Consider the following 23519-nt stretch of genomic DNA (forward strand, 5'->3'; position numbering starts at 1 on the left):
CCGGGTGCGGTTCCGTGCGGTTTTGTCCGCGGGGAGCCGGGGCGGATGGGCGCGGGCGACACGGACCTGCCGGAGAGCGAGAGCCTGCGCGTGGCCGAGACGGTGCGCGAGGCGCTCGCGCGCCGGCGCATGTCGCGACAGGCCCTGGCCGACGCGGCGCGGATCAGCCTCTCGACCCTGGAGAAGGCGCTGGCCGGCCGCCGGCCCTTCACGCGGGCGACGACGGTGCGGCTGGAGGAGGCGCTCGGCGTCTCCCTGCGCGGCCCCGCCCCGGCGGCGCGCCACGCGCCCGAGCGCCTCGGCGCCTATTCGCGCGAGGCGGTGGCCTGGCTGGAAGGCCGCTACCTGACGCTGCGCCCCTCCTTCGGCGACGCGGCCGCGCTCTTCGCCTACCGCACCGAGATCCTGTGGGACCCGGAAGGCGGCCGCCTCGTCTTCCGCGAGGCCGAGCGCCTCGACGCGCCCTTCGCGCAGAGCGGGGAGGTCTCGGTGCCGAACCTCTCGGGCACCATCTACCTCGTCACCAACTGGCAGGGGCAGGTCCGCCTCGCCATGCTGGGCCGCCCGACAATCCACGGGGAGCTCTACGGCCTCCTGACCACTTTGCACGCGGGGCGCGGCGCGCAGCTCACCCCCGCCGCCTGCCCCCTCGCCCTGCTGCCGGATCGCGGCGAGGTGCCCTCCGGGCGCATCACCCCGGGCATGCCGGCCTACGCGCCCTGCCGCCGCCACCTCGCGCGCGTCTGCGACGAGGGGTTCGGGGTGGTCTTCCCGGTGCCGGGGTGATGGGGCGGTAGGGTGCGGGCCCCCGCGGAGCGGGGGTGGGGCTGTCTCCCGCGCGGGACGGGGTCGCGTGGGCATGCCGACGCCGCAAGCCCCGCCCCCGTGCGGGGGCGAGGCGTGGCGGCCCCGGCCGGGGCCTGGTTCCGGCTCAGCGGAACAGCGTCATCAGGTTCTGGCTCGCCCCGTTGGCGATGCTCAGCGACTGCACCGCCAGCTGCTGCTGGGTCTGCAGCGCCTTCAGCCGCGTCGATTCCTCCTCGATGTCCGCGTCCACCAGCGTCCCGATCGTCGCCTGGTTGGCCTTGATCAGCGTGTCCACGAACGAGGATTGCCCCTCGATCTGCGTCTTGCTCGCGCCGAGCTTCGTGCCCGCATCCGTCACCGCCGCGATCGCCTTGTCGACCGCCGAGATGATGTTCTTCAGGTCCGCGTCGCCGTTCGTGCCCACCAGCTTCGAGATGTCCAGGTTGGCGATCGAGTAGGAGCCGCCCCCGAACTGCGCGTTGTAGGTGCCCATCGCGGTGTCCAGGATGCCCTGCGCCTGGGTGACCCCGGCGTCGGTGCCGGTCCCGGTGCGCGGCACAACACCGCCTGCCGGGACGTCCGTGCCAGTGGTGGTGCCCGCCGTGAAGCCGAACGCCGCGTCCGCGTTGCTGATGATGATCTTCGAGCCCGCACCGGCCGTGTCGGTGCTGGTCAGGACGAGCTTCCCGCCCTGGACCGACGCCGCGACCTTGGCAGCGGTCGTGGCCGAGAGCGTGGTGTTGATCATCGCCGCCACGTCGGTGGCGTTGACGGCATTGTTGCCGGCGGAGGTCTTGGTGGCCAGGGCGGCATAGGCCGCCGCGTCCAGCGTGATGGTCTTCGAGGTCGTGCCGTCGCTGATCGTGATGGCCTTGCTGCCCGTCGAGAGGTCGAGGTTGGTGAAGGCGCTGCCCTGCACCATCGCCACCGTGGCGACGCCCGTGGTGGTGCCGAAGCCGACGTCGATCAGGGCCTTGCCGGCCGAGGGGTTGCCGACGGAGACCGACAGGGTGGTGGCCGCGCCGGTCGCGGTCGAGTTGAAGGTCAGCCGGCCCGAGGAATCCAGGCCCGCCGTCACCTTGCCGGCCAGGGTCGCGGAGGCGGAGATCTGGTTGTTGATGGCCTTCAGGAACTCGTCGGTCGTGACCTTGGACAGGTCCTTGGCAGCCGTCGCCATCGTGGACGAGTTGAGCACGATGTTGCCCGTCTGGCCGCCCACGGAGATCGCCAGCGAGACCTCGTTGATGGCGCTGAAATCCGCCGTGCCGGCCCCGGAGCCGAACCCGCTCGTGCCGGTGAGGGAGGTCGAGCCGACGACCTGGGCGTTGGTCGCGGCCGCCGTGACGCTGGTCGAGTTGGTGTCGTAGAGCTTGATCTGGCCGACGTTGATGTTGATCATCGAGAAGTTGATCGTGCCGTCGCTGGCGCGCGAGAAGCCCGCCACCACGTTCTGGACGGCTTTGTAGCTGGTGTTCGTGGCAGCCGAGTTGACGGAGAGCCAGTTCTGCCCGCTGGAGACCGAGGAATCGGCGGTCGCCTTCATCTTGCTCTGCAGGGTCGCGATCTCGGTCTGGACCTTGGAGCGGTCGGTGCCGGAATTGGTGGCGGTCTGGAGCTTGGCGCGCAGGTTCTGCAGGTCGGAGAGGATGCTGTTGAGGCCGTTATAGGCGGTGCCGACGGCCGAGGAGGAGAGGCCGAGCGAGTCCTTCACCGCGCCCAGGGAGGCGTTGTCGGTGCGCACCGTGGTGGCGATGGACCAGTAGGCGGCGTTGTCGGAGGCGGCGGAGACGCGCTGCCCGGTCGAGACCCGGTTGCTGGTCATGTCGAGCTGGGCATTGATCGACTTGAGGGTGGTGAGCGCAGTCATCGCCGCGGAGTTGGTGAGCAGGCTGGTCATGGTGAGGGAACTCGCGATGAACTGAAGGAACGGGTTGCAAATCCGGGCTCGCACCGGAGAAGCGGACCGGCTTCATGCCTTGGACCGATCGCAGGTCCGACCGACGACGCACTAGACGCGGGCTTTCACCGAAAGAACGGAACGACATCATGTCTAGGGACAACCATAATCCCTTCCGTACTGCTGACGTCGAAGAATAATCCGATAGACAATTGTTCCTCGACCTGATCTTTTTGGCCTTGATTCCCCTAAGGAAGTTTGAATCTCTCTCGCGTCTCTTCGTTCGAATACATTCGCCTCAAGCTTAAGGTTAACTGATCATTGATCTGGACGAGCTGCCCGAGAGTCCATGCGCCGAGCGCGGAGATCTCTCTTTTAAGTTGTGTCGCGATCTTTGGAGTACCGCAACCACTTGTCATATCGAAGTGATTCCGTGCCGGCGTGCCGATCGGAGCAGTTTTAGGTTGTGTCTATGCGTGGGTGCGAGCGGAAGGTGGCGGCGGCACCCCGCCTGCGCACCGGGCAAGACCGGCGGCCGGCTCACCGGGAAATCTTGGGAATTACTGTTTTCTTTGCTTTCTAGTTCTTGTGCCCCGCGGCGCCCGCAATCCGGGTTCGGCCTGCATCAATCGAGTGCGGCGCAGCATCAGAACGTCCGCGGCGGCCGGGCCTGGCGTGATCCGGCCGGCGCTTCGGCCGTGTCGGGAGGCGTCGTGCGAAGCGCAGGTGCGTGGCGAAGTCCGCGGCCTGGGGCCGGCGGGCCGCGACGGTTCGCGCGGGCGAGCCCCGGCCCGGAGGAGGATCACGGGCTGGGTGTGGCGCCGCCGGCGAGGGCCGTCAGGGCGTACGGCGGGGTCGCGGGCTGCCAGGGTGCGCTCGCCCTTCCCCCGCAGGCCTCCCCCTGGTCGATGACCCGACGGGCCGCGCGGCGACGGCGATCGCGTCCGCGCCCGACGGTCGCGTGCCGCCCGACGAGGAGGGAATCGGGCCTCTCCGCGGATGGCGGCCTCTCGCGGCTGATGGCCCCGGCGCGTGTCGGTCCAGGCCGCGGACCATGGTCGCGGGCGGCCTGGGGCGCGGGGCTGCGCGGGATCCTCCCCGCCCCGCCGGGCGTGGCGGCGATCGACCGGATCGCAGCCCGATCCGTGCCGTGCGCGCGCACCGTCCGCGCCGCGCGGATCTCGGGGGACGGGGGCATGCCGCGTCGCGCCCCCGCGCTGCCGCGCGTCGGCGCATCCGGGAGAAACCGGGCGTTGGTTCACGGGACCGCGCCCGTGCCGGGTGCGTCACGCGAAAAACCCCGCCTCCTCGCGGAGACGGGGCGCGCTGCGTGGCGGCCCCGGCGGTGCCGGGGCCGGGGCTTGGTCGCGTATTCCGGCTCAGCGGAACAGCGACAGCAGGTTCTGGCTCGACGAGTTGGCGATGCTCAGCGACTGCACCGCCAGCTGCTGCTGCGTCTGCAGCGCCTTCAGCTTCGTCGATTCCTCCTCGATGTCCGCGTCCACCAGCGTACCGATCGTCGCGGTGTTCGCCTTCATCAGGGTGTCCACGAAGGTCTTCTGGCCGTCGACCTGCGTCTTGGCCGCGCCCAGCTTGGTGCCCGCGTCCGTCACCTTGCCGATCACCTGATCGATCATGGTGATGATGTTGGCCACGTCGGTGTCGCCGTTGGTGCCGACGAGCTTGGAGATGTCGAAGTTCACGACGCTGTAGGAGCCCGACATGCCGCCGCCGGCCGTGTAGGTGCCGTTCGAGGTGTCGAGCAGGCCCTTGCCGGTCGTGGTGGTCGCGTTGGTCCCCTTCGCCACGGAGCCGGTGACGCTGGCGGCGCCGAAGCCGATGTCGACGGTGTTGTTGGCCGTCGTGTCGACCTTGACGGTATTGGTCGCACCCGTCGCGGTCCGGGTGAAGGTCAGGCGGCCCGCGGTGTCCAGGCCGGCGGTGACGCTCGGCACGCCCGCGGTGGTCAGCGTGCTGGCGCTGATCGCGTTGTTGAGCGCCGAGAGGAACTCGTTGGTGGTGACCTTGGTGAGGTCCTTGGCGGCGGTGGTCAGCGCGGCCTTGTCGAGCTTGATGGTCGCGTTGCCGGTCTCGGTGGTGATCGTCAGCTCGACCGTCTGGGCGGCCGAGAAGTCGGCCGTGCCGCCGGTGAACGCCGTCGTGCCGGTCAGCGAGGTGCTGCCGAAGACCTGACCCGACGTGGCCGGGACGGTGACGCTGGCGCTGGAATTGGCGTCGAGCAGCTTGATGCTGCCGACGTCGACGTTCACGTACGAGAAGTTGATCGCGCCGGCCGAGTCGCGGGAGAAGCCGGCCACGATCTTGCGGATGGCCTGGTAGTCGCTCGCCGACGAATCCACCGAGATCCAGTTCTGGCCGCTCGACACCGACGAGTTGGCGGTCGCCTTCATCTTGCTCTGGAGCGCCGCGATCTCGGTCTGCACCTTGGCGCGGTCGACGCCCGCCTGGGTGGCGGTCTGGAGCTTGGCGCGGATGTTCTGCAGGTCGGTGAGGATGCTGTTGAGGCCGTTATAGGCCGTGTCGATGGTCGAGGCGCCGAGCCCGAGCGAGTCCTTCACCGCGCCGAGCGAGCTGTTGTCCGTGCGGACCGTCGTGGCGATCGACCAATAGGCGGCGTTGTCGGCAGCGTTGGAGACGCGCTGGCCGGTGGAGACGCGGTTGCTGGTCGTGTCGAGCTGGATGTTGATGCTCTTGAGGGTGGTCAGGGCCGTCATCGCGGCGCTGTTGGTGAGCAGGCTGGTCATCTGAGCTGATCCGGGTTGTGAGGCAGACAGGCAACATCGGATCCGGGCTCACACCGGAGTAGCAAATGGCCTCATGCCATAGATCCAAGACTTGGATCTAACCCGCTACGCATTACAAACCGGATTCTCACCGGATCGGCAAAATGACATCATGTCGACAGGTTCAAACTAACCTGCTTGCCGAGCTGCCGCCGGAACTTCCTGCGGGTGCGATCACGATCACCCTGGCGATGGATCCACTATGCCCGGCTCACCGTTACTGGTGGCTTAATCGCAATGGCAAAAGGGCTCGGGCTTTCACCATGTTCGATTGATGGAGGCCGCGATGAAGCGCGGTTCGGCATGGCCGAGGAAGCGCGGCTTCACGGCGCCCCGCGAGGTCCGGCGCGGCGCGCCACGGCGGCGCGCCCCGGTCGGCACCGCCCCATCCGGCTCCGGTCCGTCGGGCCGCGGCCGCGCTCCGCCCGCCGCGACCGACCCGCGCAGGAACCCGCCCCCTCGGGAAAGCGCCCGTTCCGGGCGCGTCACGCGAAAAACCCCGCCTCCTCGCGGAGACGGGGCGCGCTGCGTGGCGGCCCCGGCGGTGCCGGGGCCGGGGCTTGGTCGGAGGATCCCGGCTCAGCGGAACAGCGAGAGCAGGTTCTGGCTCGACGAGTTGGCGATGCTCAGCGACTGCACCGCCAGCTGCTGCTGCGTCTGCAGCGCCTTCAGCTTCGTCGACTCCTCCTCGATGTCCGAATCCACCAGCGTGCCGATCGTCGCGCTGTTGGCCTTCATCAGGGTGTCCACGAAGGTCTTCTGGCCGTCGACCTGCGTCTTGGCCGCGCCCAGCTTGGTGCCGGCATCCGTAACCTTGCCGATCACCTGATCGACCATGGTGATGATGTTGGCCACGTCGGTGTCGCCGTTGGTGCCGACGAGCTTGGAGATGTCGAAATTCGCGACGCTGTAGGAGCCCGACATGCCGCCGCCGGCCGTGTAGGTACCGGTCGCCGTGTCGAGCAGGCCCTTGCCGGTCGTGGTGGTCGCGTTGGTCCCCTTGTTGACGACGCCGGTGACGCTGGCGGCGCCGAAGCCGATGTCGACGGTGTTGTTGGCCGTCGTGTCGATCTTGAGGGTGTTGGTCGCACCCGTCGCGCTCCGGGTGAAGGTGAGGCGGCCCGCCGAGTCCAGGCTGGCGGTGACGCTCGGCACGCCCGCGGTGGTCAGCGTGCTGGCGCTGATCGCGTTGTTGAGCGCCGAGAGGAACTCGTTGGTGGTGACCTTGGTGAGGTCCTTGGCGGCGGTGGTCAGCGCGGCCTTGTCGAGCTTGATGGTCGCGTTGCCGGTCTCGGTGGTGATCGTCAGCTCGACCGTCTGGGCGGCCGAGAAGTCGGCCGTGCCGCCGGTGAACGCCGTCGTGCCGGTCAGCGAGGTGGTGCCGGAGGCCTGCGCCTGGGTCGCCGCCACTGTCACGCTCGAGCCGGCATTGGCGTCGAGCAGCTTGATGCTGCCGACATCGACGTTCACGTACGAGAAGTTGATCGCGCCGTTCGAGCCGCGGGAGAAGCCGGCCACGATCTTGCGGATGGCCTGGTAGTCGCTCGCCGACGAATCCACCGAGATCCAGTTCTGGCCGCTCGACACCGACGAGTTGGCGGTCGCCTTCATCTTGCTCTGGAGCGCCGCGATCTCGGTCTGCACCTTGGCGCGGTCGACGCCCGCCTGGGTGGCGGTCTGGAGCTTGGCGCGGATGTTCTGCAGGTCGGTGAGGATGCTGTTGAGGCCGTTATAGGCCGTGTCGACGGTCGAGGCGCCGAGCCCGAGCGAGTCCTTCACCGCGCCGAGCGAGCTGTTGTCCGTGCGGATCGTGGTGGCGATCGACCAATAGGCGGCGTTGTCGGCAGCGTTGGAGACGCGCTGGCCGGTGGAGACGCGGTTGCTGGTCGTGTCGAGCTGGGTGTTGATGCTCTTGAGGGTGGTCAGGGCCGTCATCGCGGCGCTGTTGGTGAGCAGGCTGGTCATCTGAGCTGATCCGGGTTGTGAGGCAGATAGGCAACATCGGATCCGGGCTCACACCGGAGTAGCAAATGGCCTCATGCCATAGATCCAAGACCTGGATCTAACCCGCTACGCATTACAAGCCGGATTCTCACCGGATCGATGGCGCGACGTCATGTCTGCAGGACATTAGAGAACCTGCCCATCGAACATTGATCGATGACTTGGTGGCAGCGAATATCAACTGCCTTCATCGACGCTATAATGGTCGTATGGGCGGCCTTACTGGTGACTTAAGCCGGTCCGGCGAAGGCGGTGGACACCCGGCCCGTCCACAGGGCAGTTTCGGGCAAGGTTACCAACCTATGTCGTCGGGGTGTGGGAGAGAGCGGGACGCATGGCACGGCCGGGACTGACGAATCCGACGCGGGCCTTCATCAAGAAGGGCGCGCGCTTCTTCCTCAACGGCGCCCTGATGCGGGCGAGCGACAGCGTCACGCTCGACATCCACGCGGTCGACGTGCTGCTGATGCCGAGCCACCTGATCGAGGCCGACGAGGTGCGCACCCCCCTGCAGCGGCTCTACTACCTCGTCCAGCAGATGCTGATCGAGCCCGGCCGCATGGCCGAGTGGCAGGAGGCCTACCGCGCCCTCCTGGTGGCCGGCGTCGGCCTGCCCGAGCACGAGACGCTGCGGCCGATCCTGCGCCTCGTCGAGCGCGAGAAGTACCAGAGCGCGATGGCGCTGCTGCGCAAGACCATGCGGGGCGAGGAGGCTCAGAGGGCCGCCACCGAGGCGACGAGCCGGCGCGTGTAGGGGTGGCGGGGCGCCCCGAACACCGCCTCGGGCGTCCCCTCCTCGACGACGGCGCCGCCCTCCATCACCAGCACCCGGTCGGCCAGGGCCTCCACCACCGCGAGGTCGTGGCTGATGAGCACGGCGGTGAGCCCGTGCCGGGCCCTCAGATCCGCGAGCAGGCGCAGCACCTTCGCCTGCACCGCGAGGTCGAGGGCCGCGACCGGCTCGTCCAGGACGACGATCCGCGCCCCCGCCGCCAGCGCCCGCGCGATCGCGACGCGCTGCGCCTGCCCGCCCGAGAGCTCGTGCGGGTAGCGGTCGAGATGGGCCGGCTCCAGGCCGACGGAGTCCATCAGGGCGGCGAGGCGCGGCGGGCGCTCGGCCGCGTCGAGCCCGGCGAGGAAGCGCAGGGGCGCGGCCAGGGCTTGGCGGATCGTCCGGCGCGGGTTGAGCGCCGAGACGGGGTCCTGGAACACGTACTGGATCGTGCGGCCCAGCACCCGCGGCCCCGCCCGGACGAGGTCGGGCAGCGGCCTTCCCTCGATGACGATCGACCCGGCGCTCGGCCGCACCAGCCCGACGAGGCAGCGCGCGAGGGTGGACTTGCCGCAGCCGGATTCGCCCACGATGCCGAGCGTCTCTCCCGGCGCAACCCGGAACGACACGCCCCCGAGCGCCGTCACGGCCGGCCGGCCGCGGGCGAAGAGGCCGCCCCGCGCCGGGTAGGTCTTGGCGAGGCCGCGCACCTCCAGGGCCGGGCTCACGCGCGTTCCTCCGGCACGGATCGGCCGCCGGCCTCGTCCGCCTCCAGCAGCGCCCGGGCGCGCCCGAGCACCGGCACCGCGGCGATCAGGCCGCGGGTGGTGGGGTGCTGCGGGCGCGAGAGCACCCGCGCCGCCTCCCCGGCCTCGACGATCCGCCCGCCCTGCATCACCGCGACCCGGTCGCAGAGCCGCCGCACCACCCCGACATCGTGGCTGATGAACAGGATCGCGAGGCCCCGCTCCCGGCGCAGCCGGTCGAGCAGGTCGAGGATCCCCGCCTGCACGGTGGCGTCGAGGGCGGTGGTCGGCTCGTCCGCGACGATCAGGTCGGGATCGTTGGCGAGCGCCATGGCGATGCCGACCCGCTGGCGCTGCCCGCCGGAGAGCTCGTGCGGGTAGGCGCGGGCGATGCGGCCGGGATCCGGCAGGGCGACCGCGGCGAGCAGCCCCTCGGCGCGGCTCGCCGCCTCCCCGGCCCCGACCCGGCGATGCGCCCGGATCGCCTCCGCGACCTGGTCCCCGACCCGGATCAGCGGGTGGAGCGTGGTGAGCGGGTCCTGGAACACGTAGGCGATCCGGTCCCCGCGCAGGCGGCGCAGGGCGGCGGGCGGCAGGGCGAGGAGGTCCTCGCCGCGAAAGCGGATCGCCCCCCCGGTGACGAGGCCCGGCGGCGAGGGGACGAGGCGCAGGATCGCGTGGGCGGTCACCGACTTGCCCGAGCCCGAGGCCCCGATGAGGCCGAGGCACTCCCCCGGGGCGACCGCGAGGTCGACGCCCCGCACCGCCTCGGCGCGGCCCGCCGGCGTCTCGAAGGCGACGCGCAGGCCCGCGACCGCGAGCCCGTCGGCGGGCGGGGGCCCGGCCGCGGGCGGGGCGGCGGGGAGCGGAGGGCGCGCGACCCGGGTCGCGGCGCCCGGCCGCGCCGCCGGGCCGCCGGCGAGGCGCGGGTCGAGGGCGTCGCGCAGCCCGTCGCCGACGAGGTTCAGGGCGAGCACGATCAGGAGGACCGCGAAGCCCGGCACCGCCGCCACGGCGGGCGCGCCGATCAGGACGCGGCGCCCCTCCCCCAGCATCGCCCCGAGATCGGCCTGCGGCGGCTGCGCCCCGAGGCCCAGGAAGGACAGGCCGGCCGTCTCCAGGATCATCCAGCCGACCGTGGTCGAGGCGGTGACGGCGATCACCGGCAGGACGTTCGGCAGGATCTCGACGAGGAGGATGCGGGCCGGCCCCATGCCGGAGAGCCGCGCCGCGGCGACGAAATCCTGCACCCGCAGGGTCGCGGCCACGCCCCGCACGGTGCGGGCGAAGAACGGGATGTTGGCGACCACCACCGCCGCCAGGGCGTTGAGGAGGCCCGGCCCGAGCGCCGCCACCACGGCGAGGGCGAGCAGCAGGTAGGGGAAGGCCATCAGCACGTCGACGAGGCGCATCAGCAGCGCCTCGGTCCGGCCGCCGGCGAAGCCCGCGACGAGGCCGAGGCCCGAGCCGATCCCGGCCGCGAGCGCCGCCGCCGCGAGGCCGACCGCGAGGCTCACCCGGGTGCCGTGGACGAGCCGGGCCAGGAGGTCGCGGCCGAGCGCGTCGGTGCCGAGCCACGCGCCCGGCGTGAGGGGCGCCAGCAGCCGCGCGGCGGGCGCGGTGGCGTCGGGATCGGCGAGGGGCAGGAGCGGCGCGGCGAGCGAGACCGCGCCGACGAGGACGAGCGCGACGAGCCCCGCCGCCGCCGGGCGGTTGCGCATCAGCCGGGCGAGGAGGCCGCTCACCCGCCGATCCTCGGATCGGCGAGCCGCTGCAGCAGGTCGGCCGCGAGGTTCACCAGCACGTAGGTCGTCGCCACGACGAGCACCCCGCCCTGGACCAGGAGCACGTCCCGGGTGGCGATGGCGCCGACCAGCATGCGGCCGATGCCCGGCCACTGGAACACGGTCTCGACGTAGACCGCCCCGCCGAGCACGAAGCCCGCCTGGGTGCCGATGACCGGGATCACCGTCACCAGGGCGGCGCGGGCGGCGTGGAGGAGCACGATCCGCCCCTCGCCGAGGCCCTTGGCGCGGGCGGTGCGGACGAAGTCCTGGCGCAGCACCTCCAGCATGGCGGCGCGGGTGAGCCGGGCGATCACCCCGGCCGCCACCACCGCCAGGGTCGCGGCCGGCAGGGCGAGGTGGCGCAGGAGATCGGCCAGGGTCTCCTCGCCGTAGATCGCGTGCATGCCGCTCACCGGCAGCAGGCGCCAGCGCACCGAGACCAGCAGGATCAGCAGGAGCCCGAGCCAGAAGGACGGCACCGAGAGGCCGACCAGCACGCCGAGCGTGGCGAGCCGGTCGACCCAGCCCGATTGCCGCAGGGCCGCCGCGACCCCGAGGGCGAGGCCGAGGAGCGCGGCGAGGGCGAGCGCCGCCCCCGCCAGGATCAGCGTCGCGGCGAAGCGCTCCGCCACCTCGTCGAGGACGGGGCGGTTGAGGCTGTGCGAGCGGCCGAGATCGCCGGTGAGCACGTGCGAGAGCCACGTCAGGTACTGGACCGGCAGGGAGCGGTCGAGGCCGAGGTCGCGGTTGATGCGGGCGACCGCCTCGGGCGTCGCGTAGGGGCCGAGCAGGGCCAGTGCCGGGTCGCCCGGGATCAGCGCCATGATCAGGAAGACGATCACGCTGAGGCCCAGCAGGACCGGGACCAGGGCGGCGAGCCGGCCGAGGAGGTAGCGGCCCATCACGGCCCCTCGCGCTTGCGCACGCCGGCGAGGCGGGCCGTGAAGGTCGGGTCGAGGGCGAAGCCGCGCACGGCCTCCCGCACCACCGCCGCCTGCTTGCCGTGGACCACGACCGCGAAGGGCGCGTCCGCCACGACGAGGCGCTCCGCGGCCCGGTCGAGATCCCGGCGGCGCGCCGGGTCGGTGCTGCGGCGGGCCTCGTCGAGGAGCCGGTCGAGATCCGGGTTGGCGTAGCCGCCCGCGTTGAAGCCGCCCTTCCCCGGCAGCGCGTCGCTCGCGAGGGCGAGCGAGGGCAATTGGTCGGGATCGTTGGTCATCCAGGCCATCTCGGCCATGTCGGCCATGTCGGCGTCCTCGCCGAGGCCGCGATTGACCCGGGCCAGGTAGGCGTTCCACTCGTAGGTGACGAGCCGGACGTCGAGGCCCACGCGGGCGAGGTCGGCTTGGATCGCCGTGCCCATCGCCACCGGGTCGAGCATCCCCGACCCGCCCTCGGCGACGAGGAGCGTGAGCCGCGCCCCCTCCGCCCCGGCCTCGCGCAGCAGGGCGCGGGCGCGGGCGGGATCGTGGCCGTAGCCCGCGAGGTCGGGATCGTAGGTGCCCGCGAAGGCCGGGGCGATGATCCCGCGCGCCGGCACGGCCGTGCCCTGCAGCACGTGCTCGGCCAGCGCCCGCCGGTCGATGGCCCAGTTCACCGCCTCGCGCACCCGGCGGTCCCGCAGCGGCCCGGCCCGCATATTCAGGATCAGGTACCAGAGGTGGGGCCCGACCGCCTCCGCGACCGAGAACCCGGCCCGGTGCCGGAACAGCGCGAGGGCGTCGGGCGGCATCTCCGCCACGACGTCGACGTCGCCCGCCAGCATCTCGGTCGCGCGGGTGTTCGGGTCGGCGAGCGGGCGGAAGATCACGAGCCGCGAGGCGGCCGGCCCGCCCCAGTAACCCGGGTTGCGGGCGAGCGTCACCTTGCGGCTGCTCTGCCACGCCTCGAAGCGGAACGGCCCGGTCCCGACCGGGTTGCGCCCGAAATCCTTCCCCCGCGCCATCACGGCCCCGGGCGGGACGATGAGCCCGGTCGGCGTCGCGAGGTTGGCCAGGAAGGGCGCGAAGGGCTGGCGCAGGGTGAAGCGCACCGTCCGGGGATCGAGGGCCTCGACCCGCTCCACCGCGCGGAACAGGAAGGCGAGCGGGAAGGGGCCGGTCGCCGCCGCCGGGTGGGCGGGTTCGAGGAGCCGCCCGAAGGTGAAGGTCACGGCCCGCGCGTCGAGCGGGCTGCCGTCGTGGAAGCGCACGCCCGCGCGCAGCCGGAACGTGTAGCGGCGGCCATCCTCCGAGAGGCTCCAGCTCTCGGCGAGCGCGGGCTCGATCTCCAGGCTGCCGGGCTTGGTGCGCACCAGCCCGTCGTAGAGGTTGACGAGGATGCGCGCGTCGTTCGTCGCGGTGGTGACGCCGGGATCGAGGGAGGCGGGCTCGGCCGACTGCCCGACCACCAGCACGTCGTCGGGCACCTCCGCGGCCCGCGCCCGCCCGGCAACGCCCGCCGCGGCCGCGAGGGCGGCGAGGACGAGGCCGACGAGGGCGGGGCAGGCTGGGCTCACGGCCTTGGTCTCGCGCGGGCAGGACGGGCGCGGCGACGCCGCGGTCGGGCCAACGCGGGGGAGCGGGATTCGTTGCCTCAGCGGCAGGGCCGGGCTCGCGCCTCACCCGCTCCGCAGGCGCCGCGCCGGCTCGTTCGACCGCGCCCAGATCTCCTGCAGGCGGCCCGGTTCGAGCAGGGCCCGGAAGGTCTCGATCGGCACCGGGGGGCTGAACAGGTAGCCCTGGGCCGTCGTCGCCCCGCCCTCGACCAGGAAGCGCAGGTCCGCGTCGGTCTCGACGCCCTCCACCACGGTCTCGAATCCGAGCGAGCCGGCGAGCGACAGGATGGTGCGCACGATCGTCTGCTGCTCGGGATTGCCCGCCACGCCGTCGACCAGGGAGCGGTCGAGCTTGAGCGCGTCGATGGGCGCGCGAGCGAGCGTGGCGAGGTTCGAGTAGCCGGTGCCGAAATCGTCGATCGAGACCCGCACCCCGAGCCCGCGCAGCCGCGTCACGTGGCCCTGGATGGTGTCGGAATCGCGCATCGCCACCGTCTCGGTGATCTCCAGTTCGAGGCAGGAGGGCGGCAGGCCGGCCCGCGCCAGCCGGTCCTCGACCGTCTGGGCGAAGGTCGGGTCCTCCAGCTGCAGCACCGAGACGTTGACCGCCACCGTGACGTCGTGGCCGCGCGCCAGCAATTCCCCGATCTCCGCGAGGGCGCGCTCGAGCACGAAGACGCCGAGATCCGGGATCAGCCCCGCCTCCTCGGCGATCGGGATGAACTTGCCCGGCGGGATCGCGCCGCGCTCGGGGTGGTGCCAGCGCATCAGCGCCTCGGCGCCGACGACCCGCCCGTCCGCCAGGGACACTTTGGGCTGGTAATGCACGCTGAACTCGCGGGTCTTGAGGGCGCGGCGCAGCTCGCTCTCGATGCCGAGGCGCTCCTGCACCCGCTGGGCCGCCTCCGCGGTGAAGAAGGTGCAGGTGCCCCGCCCCTGCCGCTTGGCCTCGTACATGGCGATGTCCGCCCGCACCAGGAGCTCGTCGTAGCCGGCCTCGCCCTCCGCCAGCGCGATGCCGATGCTGGCCCCGACCACCATGTGGGCGCTGCCGACCTCGTAGCTCTCGCTCACCACGGCCACCAGGGCCTCGCCGCACGCGCGCAACCCGTCGCGGGTGAGGGCGCCGCTCACGACGATCAGGAACTCGTCGCCGCCGATGCGCCCGAGCAGCACGCTCTCCCAGGCGCCCGCCCGGCGGCGCTCCTCCAGGAAGGCGACGAGCCGGCGCGCGAGCTGGGAGAGGAGCGCGTCCCCGGCCCGGTGGCCGAACGTGTCGTTGACCGACTTGAAGCGGTCGAGGTCGAGGAACAGGAAGGCCGTGCGGCCGCGGCCCTGGCCGAGGATCGCGGTGCCGTCGAGCCGCATCTTCTCGCGGTTGGCGAGCCCGGTGACCGGATCGAAGAAGGCGAGCTGGCGCACGCGCCCGAGGCTCTCGCGCAGGTTCGCCAGCATCGTCTCGAAGGCTTGGCCGAGGCTGCGCACCTCCCCGAGGCCGCGCGCCCGGAAGGGCACGTCGAGGTCCCCGCGCGCCACGGCGCTCGCCGCCGTCGCGAGTTCCGGCAGGCCGCTGGTGACCCGGCGCACGGCGGCGAGCACCATCACGACGAGGGCGCCGAGGGAGACGGCGGCGAGCAGCAGGAACCACGCGAAGAGCGAGCGGGTCTGCATCACGCCGAGCCGCAGGATCTCCTGGGTGGCGGCGCCGACCTCGGCCACGCTGGAATGGGCGCAGACCGCGAGGGTGAGGCGGTGGGGCATGCAGCGCGCCACCCGCGCGCCGTCCTGCGAGACGAGCAGGTCGTCCTCGCCGAGATCCTCGCGGGGCACGAGGCCGGAGGCCGGGGCGCCGGCCGCCGAGATCGGGCGCTCCCCGGCGAGCACGACGACCCCGACCTTGGTGAGGGCCGAGAAGTTCAGGAAGGTCGGCTCGCGCGGCGCGAGCAGGCGCAGGCCGACCAGGGCGCCGGCCACGTCCCCGAAATCGTCGAAGACCGGCTCGATCTGGATGCCGCCGATCCGGCGCTCGGCCGGCAGCCCGAGGAGCGCCCCGATCTCTTCCGGCAGCGCGATCATCCGGCCGATCGCCCGGCGCCGCGCGCGGCTGTTCTCCGCCAGCACCTCCCGGATCGGCGACTCGAGCTCGGCCCGGCCGAGCGCCTCCGCCAAGTCGAGGAGGTCGTCGCCCGCGCTCGTCCCGGTCACGATCCCCTTCGGGTCGGTGACGATCAGCGCGTCGAGATCCCCGGTCACGGCGGCGGGGGCGAGGAGTTCGCGCAGGGCGACCGGGTTGGCGCTGCCCACCGCCTTCACGATGTCGAGCCGCTGGGCGAGGAAGCGCGTCTGCCGGGCGGCCTCCTGGAACAGGCCGTCGAGGCGGGCGCCGGCGAGGCCGGCCTCGCCGTCGAGCTTGCGCGCCACCTGCTCGCGGGAGAGGAGCGCCACCGTCCGCGCCCGCTCGGCCGCGTCCTGGTTCAGGCGCTGCAGGGCGAGCAGGCCGGTGACGGCGAAGGTCAGGGCCCCGGTGACGAGGACGGTGATGGCGAGGTAGCGGCCGATCTGCGATCCGGGCCGCCGCCGCCAGACCCGGCGCGCCGCGACCGCGAGGCGGCGCAGGGGGGCGGGCGTCCGCCCCCGGCCGGCCGGCCGGGGCCGATCCGGGGGACTCGTGCCGCTGATATCCGCCGTTTCGGGCACGCGCCTCGTCCGATCGATCACGTCTCTCCTTGAGCTACCGGCGAAGTGTTGAGACCAACCTAAAATTCCGCGCCCTCGTCCCCGCCCGCAAAGTAGCTCCCAGGAGGATTGCCAAGGTACTCATCGGATCGATCTGAATGACGGCGATCTCGCGCGGCGAGGGCGGCGGGATCGACAGGCGCGGGATTGCGCGAGCGGCCGCGTCGACGGGTCTGCTCGGGACCTTCTCCGCCGAGATCCTGCGCACCGGGAGGCCGGTCACGGGGTCCGTGCGGCGCGCCGGGGGCGGGCCGCCCGCGGCCGCTCGGGTGGAACAGGCCTCGCGCCGGGCACGTTGGCCGGCACCAGAACCAGAAGAGGACGACCGATGACCGCCAAGCCTCCTCCCGTTCCGCCCGCCAACCAGTCCCACAAGGGGCCCGGCAGCGCCCAGGGGGCGCCCACGGAGCTCGGCAAGGCCGGCAGCCAGACCAAGGATCCGGACAAGATCGGCCAGGCCGGCAATTCCAAGGTGAACACCACCAACCAGGGATACCAGCAGGACCGATGAGCACCTCGCGCAAGGCCTCCCAGACCGACCGCCACCACGGCGGGCCCGGCAGCAGCCACCAGGACGCGACGGAGCCCCAGCGGCCCGAGCGGCACGACCCCCAGCCGGGCAGCCCGACGAACGGCGCCACGTCGCACGTCTCGGGCGGAGGCGGCGAGCGCGACGCGCATCACCGCCACAGCAAGACCGGGCAGGCCCCGGACCGGACCGAGCGCTCGCACTAGCGCCGCGCCCGATCACGGTGCCATCGGGCGCAAGCTCTCGGTCGTTGGTTGTGCTGCATTGTCTTCGACGAACCGGCATCCCCTTCGTCGGACAATGCTCCAGGGCTTCCCCGCCGCTCAGGGGTCCCCTCGGCGGCCCTGCGCCCGCCGCGCAGGGCTGAGGTCGGCGGCCCTGCGCGCGCCGCGCAGGGCTGAGGTCAGCGGCCCTGCGCGGCCGCGAAGGCCGCCCCGTCCGCGAGGCCCTGCGCGAAGGCCCGCCGGATCCCGTCCGGATCGGTGATGTCGAACTGGCCGATGGCGACGGGGGCGGAGGGCTGCAGGTAGGTCCGGCCCGGATGCTTCGGCAGGGACCGGTAGCGCCGGGTCAGCAGCACGAGGCTGCGCCCGCCCGCCGCCTCGATGCCGGCGAGCGGCGCGACCGGGACGTTGTCCACGAGGCCTCCGTCGAGGGCGGGCCCGTCCCCGACGCGGCCCACCGGCATGAAGGGCGGCACGCTCGCGCTCGCCATCAGGGCCGCGGCGAGCTCCTGCGCGCCCCCGAGGTCGCGCACCGACACGAACTCCTCCCGGAAGCCGAGGGCTCTCCCGCCGCGCGGGTGCACGGGGGCCCGCCAGGTCTTCTCGACCTGGTAGGTGAGGATGCCGAGCGGGATCGCGGCGGCGAGCGGCAGGCGGCGCGGCGGCCGCGCCAGGGCGATCCTGACCTCGGCCGGCCCGGCGCGCAGCGCCGCGAAGGCCGCCGGCCCGAGCACCGCGTCGATGAGGTCGCGGTAGAGGGCGGAGACCGGAAAGGCCCGCCCGCCCCGGCAGGCTGCGCGCCAATCGAGGTTCGGCGTGCCGGCGGCGCAGCCCTCGGCGACCCGCTCCATCACCGCCCGCCCCTGCCCGAGCAGGCTGTAGCAGGCCGCGAAGGCGCCTCCCGAGACGCCGACCACCAGGGAGGGGGAGAGGCGCAGGCGCTCGGCCGCCGCCGCCCAGAAGCCGCCCTGCCAATAGCAGCGATTTCCCCCGCCCGCGAAGGCGACCGCGTCGAACATCGCCGTCAGCGCCGCGCCTCCTCGTCCGCCCGCGCCACGCCGCGCCACGCGAGCACCACCCGCTCGAGGGAGGCGAGGTCGTCGGCCGGGAGCGTGCCGAGGGTGCGGACCACGTAGGCGGTCTGGGCCGCCATGCCGCTCCGCGCGAGGTCCCGCCCGACCTGCGTGAGGTGGAGGGCGTGCGAGCGCCGGTCGCCCGGGATCGGGCGCCGCTCCACCAGCCCCGCCTCGACCAGCCGGTCGACCAGCCCCGAGACGTTGCCCTTCGTGACGTAGAGCCGCTCGGCGAGGTCCTGCTGGGTGAGCCCCTCCTGCTCGGAGAGCGTGGAGAGCACGTCGAATTGCGGGATCGACAGGCCGAGCGCCCGCAACTCGGCCGCGACCGCCGCGGCGACGCGCCGGTTGAGCCGGACGAAGCGGAACCAGATCCGCATCGGGTCCGGGGGAATGGCGGCGAGGGAGGCGGAGCGCGGCGAGGTGGGGGTCATCGAGATAGTTTATATCAGAACCATCTCGGCGCCAGCGGGGCGGAACCGATCCCCCGCCGCCGGAGGCGCGTCCCGCCGCTCGCCCCGGCCTCGCCCGGGGCCCGCCCGGGGGCCCGCCGGGCGGCGGATCACGCGCGATGCGATGACCAAGCGCGTCGGCGACCTCCAGGCGGCGATCGGGGGGGGGCGCCGAGGCCATGGCGGCGATCAACGGGGCGGTCACCGAACTCTCGCGGCTGATCCGGGATCCGCTGCGATCAACCGGAGCCCGCATGACCCTCGCGATGGCGAGCGCGGTCGAGGAGCGGACGGCCTCGACCCGGGAGGTCGCGAGCCCCGTCGTCGCCGTGCCGCAGGCGGCGCGGGAGACCGGCGGCTCGCCCAGGCGGTGCGGGAGGTTTCGGTGAGCCTCGCCGGCCGGTCGAGCGGTCTCGGCACCGGCGTCGAGCGCTGCCTCAAGGCCGGGCAGGGCGCGCGGGGAGCTGGCCTCCCCGCTACACCGCCATGGTGGTCTTCACCGTCTCGACCAGCTGCTTGAGGCTGAAGGGCTTGGGCAGGAAGTTGAATTCCTCGCCCTCCGGCAGGTTCTTCTGGAAGGCGTCCTCGGCGTAGCCGGAGACGAAGATCACCTTGAGGGTGGGGTGCCGCTTGCGCAGCTCGCGCAGCAGCGTCGGGCCGTCCATCTCGGGCATCACCACGTCCGACACGACGAGGTCGACCGGCGTGTCGCGCTCGCCGATGATGGCGAGCGCCTCCAGCCCCGAGGCGGCCTCGAGCACCGTGTAGCCGCGCGCCGCGAGCGCCCTCGCGTTCACCGCCCGCACCGGATCCTCGTCCTCGACGAGCAGGATGGTGCCGCGGCCGGTGAGGTCGGCGGCCGGCGCCTTGCGCTCGGGGGCGGCGCCCTCCGCCGGGGCGGCGGCGGCCGGCGCCGCGGCGGGGGCCGCCTCCGGGGCGGGCACCTCCTCGGGGATCGGGACGTAGCGCGGCAGGTAGATGCCGAACACCGTGCCCTCGCCGACCGTCGACTTCACGTCGATGTAGCCGCCCGACTGCTTGACGATGCCGAACACCGTCGAGAGGCCGAGCCCGGTGCCCTTGTTCACCTCCTTGGTGGTGAAGAACGGCTCGAAGATCTTCTCCATGATCTCCGGCGTCATGCCGGTGCCGGTATCGGCCACCTCGACCAGCACGTAATCGGCCGCCGGCAGGCCGGTGAGCTGGAGGGCGCCCGCCGCCTCGGCGGCGACGTTGGCGGTGCGGATCGCGAGGCGCCCGCCATTCGGCATCGCGTCGCGGGCATTCACCGCGAGGTTCACGATCACCTGCTCGAACTGGTTCACGTCGGCCTTGACCGGCCAGAGGTCGCGCCCGTGCTTGAGATCGAGCTCGACCCGCTCGCCGAGGAGGCGCTTGAGCAGCAGCGTCAGGTCCGAGAGCGCGTCGCCGAGATGGATCACCTCCGGGCGCAGGGTCTGCCGGCGCGAGAAGGCGAGCAGCTGGCGCACCAGGCTCGCGGCCCGGTTCGCGTTCTGCTTGATCTGCATGATGTCCTGGAAGGCCGGGTCCACCGGGCGGTGGCTGGCCAGCAGCAGGTCCGAGTAGCCGATGATCGCCTGCAGGACGTTGTTGAAGTCGTGCGCGATGCCGCCGGCGAGCTGGCCCACCATCTCCATCTTCTGGGCTTGGTTGATCTGCTGCTGCAGCTGGAGCTGGGCGGTGGTGTCGAGGGCGTAGAGGATCACCGTCTCCTGGCCGCCGTCGGGCTCGGGCCCGCCCGCGGCGCGCACCTCGGGGCTGAGCCAGATCCGGGCCGAGCGGTTGCCCGGGGCGGCGACGCCGACCTCCACGGGGGCGACGTCGCCCCGCCCCTCGGCGGCGAGCCGGAAGGCGCCGTCGAAGGTCTGGCGGTCGCGCTCGGCGATGCAGTCGTGGGCCGAGGGGCCGAGTTCGCGGCCCTCGCCGGTGCGCGGCAGCGTGCCGAAGAGCCGCGCGAAGGAGGCGTTCGCCCGCACGAGGCGCCCCGCCGCGTCGAGCGTCGCCACGGCGATCGGGCTGGTGTTGAAGAAGCGCGCGAAGCGCACCTCGGCGGCGCGCTGCGGCTCGTCGGTCTCCTCCCCGGCCGAGCGGTTGAGCACCAGGGTGCGCGAATCGCCCGGGCGCCCGTCCTGGCCGTAGGCGACGCGGTGGTAGATGCGGGCGGGGAGCGGGTGGCCGTTGCGGCGGCGCAGGTCGAGGTCGAAGACGTCGGTGCGCACCTCGCCGGGCTGCGCGTTGCCCGCCACCAGCACCTCGCCCACCGCCGCCGGCAGGATCTCGGCGAGGCGCAGGCCCCCCGAGCCGACCTGCGCGAGGTCGTAGCCGAGCCACGCCGCCAGGGTGGCGTTCATGTAGACGACGCCGCCGCGCGGATCGACCGACAGGAAGCCCGCGGGGGCGTGGTCGAGGAAGTCGATCGTGTGCTGGAGGACCTGGAAGACGTTCTCCTGGCGCTCGCGCTCGTGGGTGATGTCGCTGACGGCCCAGAGCGCGACCGGGCGGCGCGGCAGCGGCAGCGGCCGCACCGCGATCCGGTACCACGCGAAGTCCCGCTCGCCCCCGCCGGGCGGGGGTGCCATGCGGATCTCCTCCGAGAGGCTGCGCCCCTCGCGGGCGGCCTGGGCGAGGCGGTAGACCGCCTCCGAGACGTCCGGGCTGCCGACGAAGATCCGCTCGACGAGGCGCAGGTTCGAGAAGCTGTCGCTCCCCGCCAGCGCGAGGTAGGCGGCGTTGGCGTAGATCGGCCGCGCGCCGTCCTCGACGGCGATCATGCCCTCGGGGGCGGCGTCGACCACCGCCTTGGTGACGTCGTTGCGCCCTCCCTGCCCGGTGAGCTGCAGGGCGCCGATGGCGAGGGCGAAGAGCGAGAACACGCCCGCCATGGCGAGCACCGCCAGGAGCCCGAGGATCAGCGGCTGGGCCTGCTCGTTGGCGACGAAGCTCAGGCCCACCGCCGCCCCGACGAGCAGGCCGGCGAGGAGCAGGAGCAGGCTCACCCGGCCGGGGCGCTCCGAGCGGTCGAGGGCGGTGGCCTCGGGCGGGGCTTGGGGACTCAACTCGGGCATGACGCCGTGATCCATCCTGAACATGCCGGTCGATGGCCCCCGCCCGCGCGGCCGCATCCTGGTGGACCAAGCTTGCGCGGGGATGGGTTTCGCCGCCGGCGGCGGGTCGCGCCGCCACGGGCCGGTTATGCCCGAGCCACCCGGGCCGGCAAGTCCCGAGAAGCCAAGTCCCGGCAAGGCAAGTCCCGGGAAAGCAAGTCAGGACGAGGCCAATCCCGATGCGGCCGCGACGTCATCGGCGCTGCTGGCGCAGCACGAAGCCGATCACCTCGGCGACCGCCTTGTAGTGCTCGGTCGGGATCGCCTGGTCGATCTCGACGGTGGCGTGGAGGGCGCGGGCGAGCGGCGGGTTCTCGACCACCGGGACGCCGTTCTCGGCGGCGAGCGCGCGGATGCGAAGCGCCAGCACGTCGACGCCCTTGGCGACGCAGACCGGGGCGGCCATGCCGGTCTCGTACAGGAGGGCGACGGCGAAGTGGGTCGGGTTGGCGACCACCACGGTGGCGCCCGGCACCGCCGCCATCATGCGCTTCTTGGCGCGGGTGGCGCGGATGCGGCGCAGCCGCGCCTTCACCTCGGGGCTGCCCTCGCTCTCCTTCATCTCCTCCTTGATCTCGGCCTTGGTCATGCGCAGGCGGGCGCGCCAGCGCAGGCGCTGATAGGCCGCGTCGCCGAGCGCGATCACCAGGTAGGCCGCCAGGATGCCGGCCATCAGCCGCAGCACCAGGGCGAGGGTCGCGGGCAGCAGGGCGGAGGGTTCGAGCCGCGCGAGCGCGTCGAGCCGGTCGCGGTCGCCCCAGAGCACCAGCGCCGCCACCGTGCCGACGAGGGCGACCTTGAGGATGCCCTTGCCGAACTGGAACCACGCTTCCGGGCCGAACAGGCGCTTGAGGCCCGCGGCCGGGGAGACGCGCTCCCACTTGGCCCCGAGGGTCTCGGTGGTCCAGACGAGGGGATGCTGCAGGAGCCCGCCGACCAGCGCCGCCGCGACGGCCGCGCCCACCGGAGCCGCCAGCGCGAGGGCGAGGGCGGCGAGCGCCCGGCGGGCCAGGGCCGCGTAGCCGGCCGCGTCGCCCGGCACCTGGTGCAGGCCGGCGAGGAGGTCGCGCAGCTCGACCGCGAGGCCGCGGGCGATGCTCCCGGCGCCGACCAGGAGCACGAGGGTGAAGCCGCCGAGGAGGAGGAGCGTGTTGATCTCGGTGCTGGTGGCGACGTCGCCGCGCTTGATGGCGTCGTCGAGCCGCTTCTGGGTCGGCTCCTCGGTGCGGTCCTCCTGCTCGCCCTCGCCCGCCACTCAGGGCCTCCCGATCTCGCCGAGCCAGCGCCCGAGATCCTCCACGAACACGCCCATGACCACGCCGAGGCTGGCGAGCAGCACCGCCATGCCGATCAGGATCGAGGCCGGGGTGGCGACGAAGAAGACCTGCATCTGCGGCATCAGCCGCGACAGCACGCCCAGGCCGAGGTTGAACAGGATGCCGAAGGCGATGAAGGGCGCGGCGATCTGGACCGCGAGGGCGAAGCCGCGGGCGACGGCCCGGATGGCGAAGGCCGCCGCGTCGCCGGTGGCCGGTACGCCGATGGGGGGCATCAGCGCGTAGCTGTCGCGGATGCCCGCGATGGCGAGGTGGTGGAGATCGGCCGCGAGGACGAGCGTGATGCCGAGCATCGTCAGGAAGCTGCCGAGCGTCGCCTGCTGGCCCGAGGTGGTCGGGTCGACGGTCATCGCGTAGGCGAGGCCGAGCTGCTGGGCGACGATCGTGCCGGTGGTCTGCAGGGCGGCGAGCACCGCCCGCACGCTGAGGCCGAGGACGAGCCCGACCGCGATCTCGCCGATCAGCACGCCGATGAGCGCGGGCCCCGTCCCCGCCTGCTGCGGCAGGAGCGGGCGCACGAAGGGGAACAGGACCAGGGCGACGAGGAGCGCGAAGGCGAGCCGCAGGCGCGGCGCCACCACGGTCTCGCCGATCCCCGGCATCAGCATCACGAGGGTGCCGACCCGGGCGAAGGTCAGGAGATAGGCGGCGGCGAGGCCGGGCAGCAGCAGGTTCACGCGGGGGCGCCCC

Annotated in this window: 18 protein-coding genes; 5 read left to right on the plus strand and 13 right to left on the minus strand. The window is 72.7% G+C overall.

All coding sequences use genetic code 11. From position 1 onward, the window contains the following. Positions 1-45: 45 nt before the first annotated feature. Positions 46-786, plus strand: coding sequence for a helix-turn-helix domain-containing protein (locus M446_RS24720; RefSeq protein WP_012334846.1), 741 nt, complete (start codon positions 46-48; stop codon positions 784-786). A gap of 145 nt (positions 787-931) precedes the next feature. Here the strand turns inward: M446_RS24720 and M446_RS24725 are convergent, their stop codons facing one another. The 3 genes from M446_RS24725 to M446_RS24735 form a co-directional block, all read right to left on the minus strand. Next, complete coding sequence (locus tag M446_RS24725; RefSeq protein ID WP_012334847.1) at positions 932-2704, minus strand: flagellin; 1773 nt, start codon at positions 2702-2704, stop codon at positions 932-934. A gap of 1379 nt (positions 2705-4083) precedes the next feature. Continuing rightward, positions 4084-5469: a flagellin gene (locus M446_RS24730; protein WP_012334848.1), complete on the minus strand. Its 1386-nt coding sequence runs from the start codon at positions 5467-5469 to the stop codon at positions 4084-4086. A 618-nt stretch (positions 5470-6087) separates the two neighbouring features. Next, positions 6088-7473 carry a flagellin gene (locus M446_RS24735; protein WP_012334849.1) on the minus strand — a complete coding sequence of 462 codons (1386 nt, stop codon included), beginning with the start codon at positions 7471-7473 and terminating at the stop codon, positions 6088-6090. A 373-nt stretch (positions 7474-7846) separates the two neighbouring features. Here M446_RS24735 and M446_RS24740 point away from each other — a divergent pair, with 373 nt between their 5' ends. Then, complete coding sequence (locus M446_RS24740; protein WP_012334850.1) at positions 7847-8266, plus strand: flagellar biosynthesis repressor FlbT; 420 nt, start codon at positions 7847-7849, stop codon at positions 8264-8266. Here the strand turns inward: M446_RS24740 and M446_RS24745 are convergent. From M446_RS24745 to M446_RS24765, 5 genes are all read right to left on the minus strand, one after another. Beyond that, complete coding sequence (locus M446_RS24745; protein WP_012334851.1) at positions 8227-9012, minus strand: ATP-binding cassette domain-containing protein; 786 nt, start codon at positions 9010-9012, stop codon at positions 8227-8229. The two genes, M446_RS24740 and M446_RS24745, sit on opposite strands and share 40 nt — an antisense overlap. Further along, positions 9009-10775, minus strand: a complete 1767-nt coding sequence (locus tag M446_RS24750; protein WP_012334852.1) for a dipeptide/oligopeptide/nickel ABC transporter permease/ATP-binding protein — start codon at positions 10773-10775, stop codon at positions 9009-9011. The genes M446_RS24745 and M446_RS24750 overlap by 4 nt, the downstream gene beginning before the upstream one ends. Further along, on the minus strand, positions 10772-11719 hold the full coding sequence (locus M446_RS24755; protein WP_012334853.1) for an ABC transporter permease: 948 nt from the start codon (positions 11717-11719) through the stop codon (positions 10772-10774). Before M446_RS24755 ends, M446_RS24750 begins: the two co-directional genes overlap by 4 nt. Next, positions 11719-13314: an ABC transporter substrate-binding protein gene (locus M446_RS24760; RefSeq protein ID WP_012334854.1), complete on the minus strand. Its 1596-nt coding sequence runs from the start codon at positions 13312-13314 to the stop codon at positions 11719-11721. Before M446_RS24760 ends, M446_RS24755 begins: the two co-directional genes overlap by 1 nt. Positions 13315-13416: 102 nt before the next feature. Then, complete coding sequence (locus tag M446_RS24765; protein ID WP_236728713.1) at positions 13417-16050, minus strand: putative bifunctional diguanylate cyclase/phosphodiesterase; 2634 nt, start codon at positions 16048-16050, stop codon at positions 13417-13419. A 367-nt stretch (positions 16051-16417) separates the two neighbouring features. Here M446_RS24765 and M446_RS24770 point away from each other — a divergent pair, with 367 nt between their 5' ends. Next, entirely contained in the window at positions 16418-16600 is a 183-nt protein-coding gene (locus M446_RS24770) for a hypothetical protein (protein ID WP_012334856.1), read from the plus strand. After that, positions 16597-16824: a hypothetical protein gene (locus tag M446_RS24775; RefSeq protein WP_012334857.1), complete on the plus strand. Its 228-nt coding sequence runs from the start codon at positions 16597-16599 to the stop codon at positions 16822-16824. Before M446_RS24770 ends, M446_RS24775 begins: the two co-directional genes overlap by 4 nt. 197 nt (positions 16825-17021) lie before the next feature. Here the strand turns inward: M446_RS24775 and M446_RS24780 are convergent, their stop codons facing one another. Both M446_RS24780 and M446_RS24785 read right to left on the minus strand, forming a co-directional pair. Continuing rightward, positions 17022-17861 carry a patatin-like phospholipase family protein gene (locus tag M446_RS24780; RefSeq protein WP_012334858.1) on the minus strand — a complete coding sequence of 280 codons (840 nt, stop codon included), beginning with the start codon at positions 17859-17861 and terminating at the stop codon, positions 17022-17024. Between the two features lie 5 nt (positions 17862-17866). Then, complete coding sequence (locus M446_RS24785; protein WP_012334859.1) at positions 17867-18349, minus strand: MarR family winged helix-turn-helix transcriptional regulator; 483 nt, start codon at positions 18347-18349, stop codon at positions 17867-17869. A 272-nt stretch (positions 18350-18621) separates the two neighbouring features. On the opposite strand from M446_RS24785, the gene M446_RS39130 reads away from it, so the two are divergent. Then, the gene (locus tag M446_RS39130) at positions 18622-18756 is read left to right on the plus strand and encodes a hypothetical protein (RefSeq protein WP_265576421.1); all 135 of its coding nucleotides are present in this window, start codon (positions 18622-18624) and stop codon (positions 18754-18756) included. 87 nt (positions 18757-18843) lie between these two features. Here the strand turns inward: M446_RS39130 and cckA are convergent, their stop codons facing one another. The 3 genes from cckA to fliR all read right to left on the minus strand — a co-directional run bounded on the left by cckA (position 18844) and on the right by fliR (position 23506). Further along, positions 18844-21453: a cell cycle histidine kinase CckA gene (cckA, locus tag M446_RS24795; protein ID WP_012334860.1), complete on the minus strand. Its 2610-nt coding sequence runs from the start codon at positions 21451-21453 to the stop codon at positions 18844-18846. 232 nt (positions 21454-21685) lie between these two features. Next, on the minus strand, positions 21686-22747 hold the full coding sequence (locus M446_RS24800) for a flagellar biosynthesis protein FlhB (protein WP_012334861.1): 1062 nt from the start codon (positions 22745-22747) through the stop codon (positions 21686-21688). Further along, entirely contained in the window at positions 22748-23506 is a 759-nt protein-coding gene (gene fliR / locus M446_RS24805) for a flagellar biosynthetic protein FliR (protein ID WP_012334862.1), read from the minus strand. Positions 23507-23519: the final 13 nt, after the last annotated feature.

This window comes from Methylobacterium sp. 4-46, assembly GCF_000019365.1.
Lineage (GTDB): Bacteria > Pseudomonadota > Alphaproteobacteria > Rhizobiales > Beijerinckiaceae > Methylobacterium.

Coding starts and splice junctions, on each gene's coding strand:
- M446_RS24720 (WP_012334846.1), top strand. CDS start 46: ATGGGCGCGGGCGACACGGACCTGCCGGAGAGCGAGAGCCTGCGCGTG.
- M446_RS24770 (WP_012334856.1), top strand. CDS start 16,418: ATGACCGCCAAGCCTCCTCCCGTTCCGCCCGCCAACCAGTCCCACAAG.
- M446_RS24775 (WP_012334857.1), top strand. CDS start 16,597: ATGAGCACCTCGCGCAAGGCCTCCCAGACCGACCGCCACCACGGCGGG.
- M446_RS24755 (WP_012334853.1), bottom strand. CDS start 11,719: ATGGGCCGCTACCTCCTCGGCCGGCTCGCCGCCCTGGTCCCGGTCCTG.
- M446_RS39130 (WP_265576421.1), top strand. CDS start 18,622: ATGACCCTCGCGATGGCGAGCGCGGTCGAGGAGCGGACGGCCTCGACC.
- M446_RS24785 (WP_012334859.1), bottom strand. CDS start 18,349: ATGACCCCCACCTCGCCGCGCTCCGCCTCCCTCGCCGCCATTCCCCCG.
- M446_RS24740 (WP_012334850.1), top strand. CDS start 7,847: ATGGCACGGCCGGGACTGACGAATCCGACGCGGGCCTTCATCAAGAAG.
- M446_RS24735 (WP_012334849.1), bottom strand. CDS start 7,473: ATGACCAGCCTGCTCACCAACAGCGCCGCGATGACGGCCCTGACCACC.
- M446_RS24730 (WP_012334848.1), bottom strand. CDS start 5,469: ATGACCAGCCTGCTCACCAACAGCGCCGCGATGACGGCCCTGACCACC.
- M446_RS24780 (WP_012334858.1), bottom strand. CDS start 17,861: ATGTTCGACGCGGTCGCCTTCGCGGGCGGGGGAAATCGCTGCTATTGG.
- cckA (WP_012334860.1), bottom strand. CDS start 21,453: ATGCCCGAGTTGAGTCCCCAAGCCCCGCCCGAGGCCACCGCCCTCGAC.
- M446_RS24725 (WP_012334847.1), bottom strand. CDS start 2,704: ATGACCAGCCTGCTCACCAACTCCGCGGCGATGACTGCGCTCACCACC.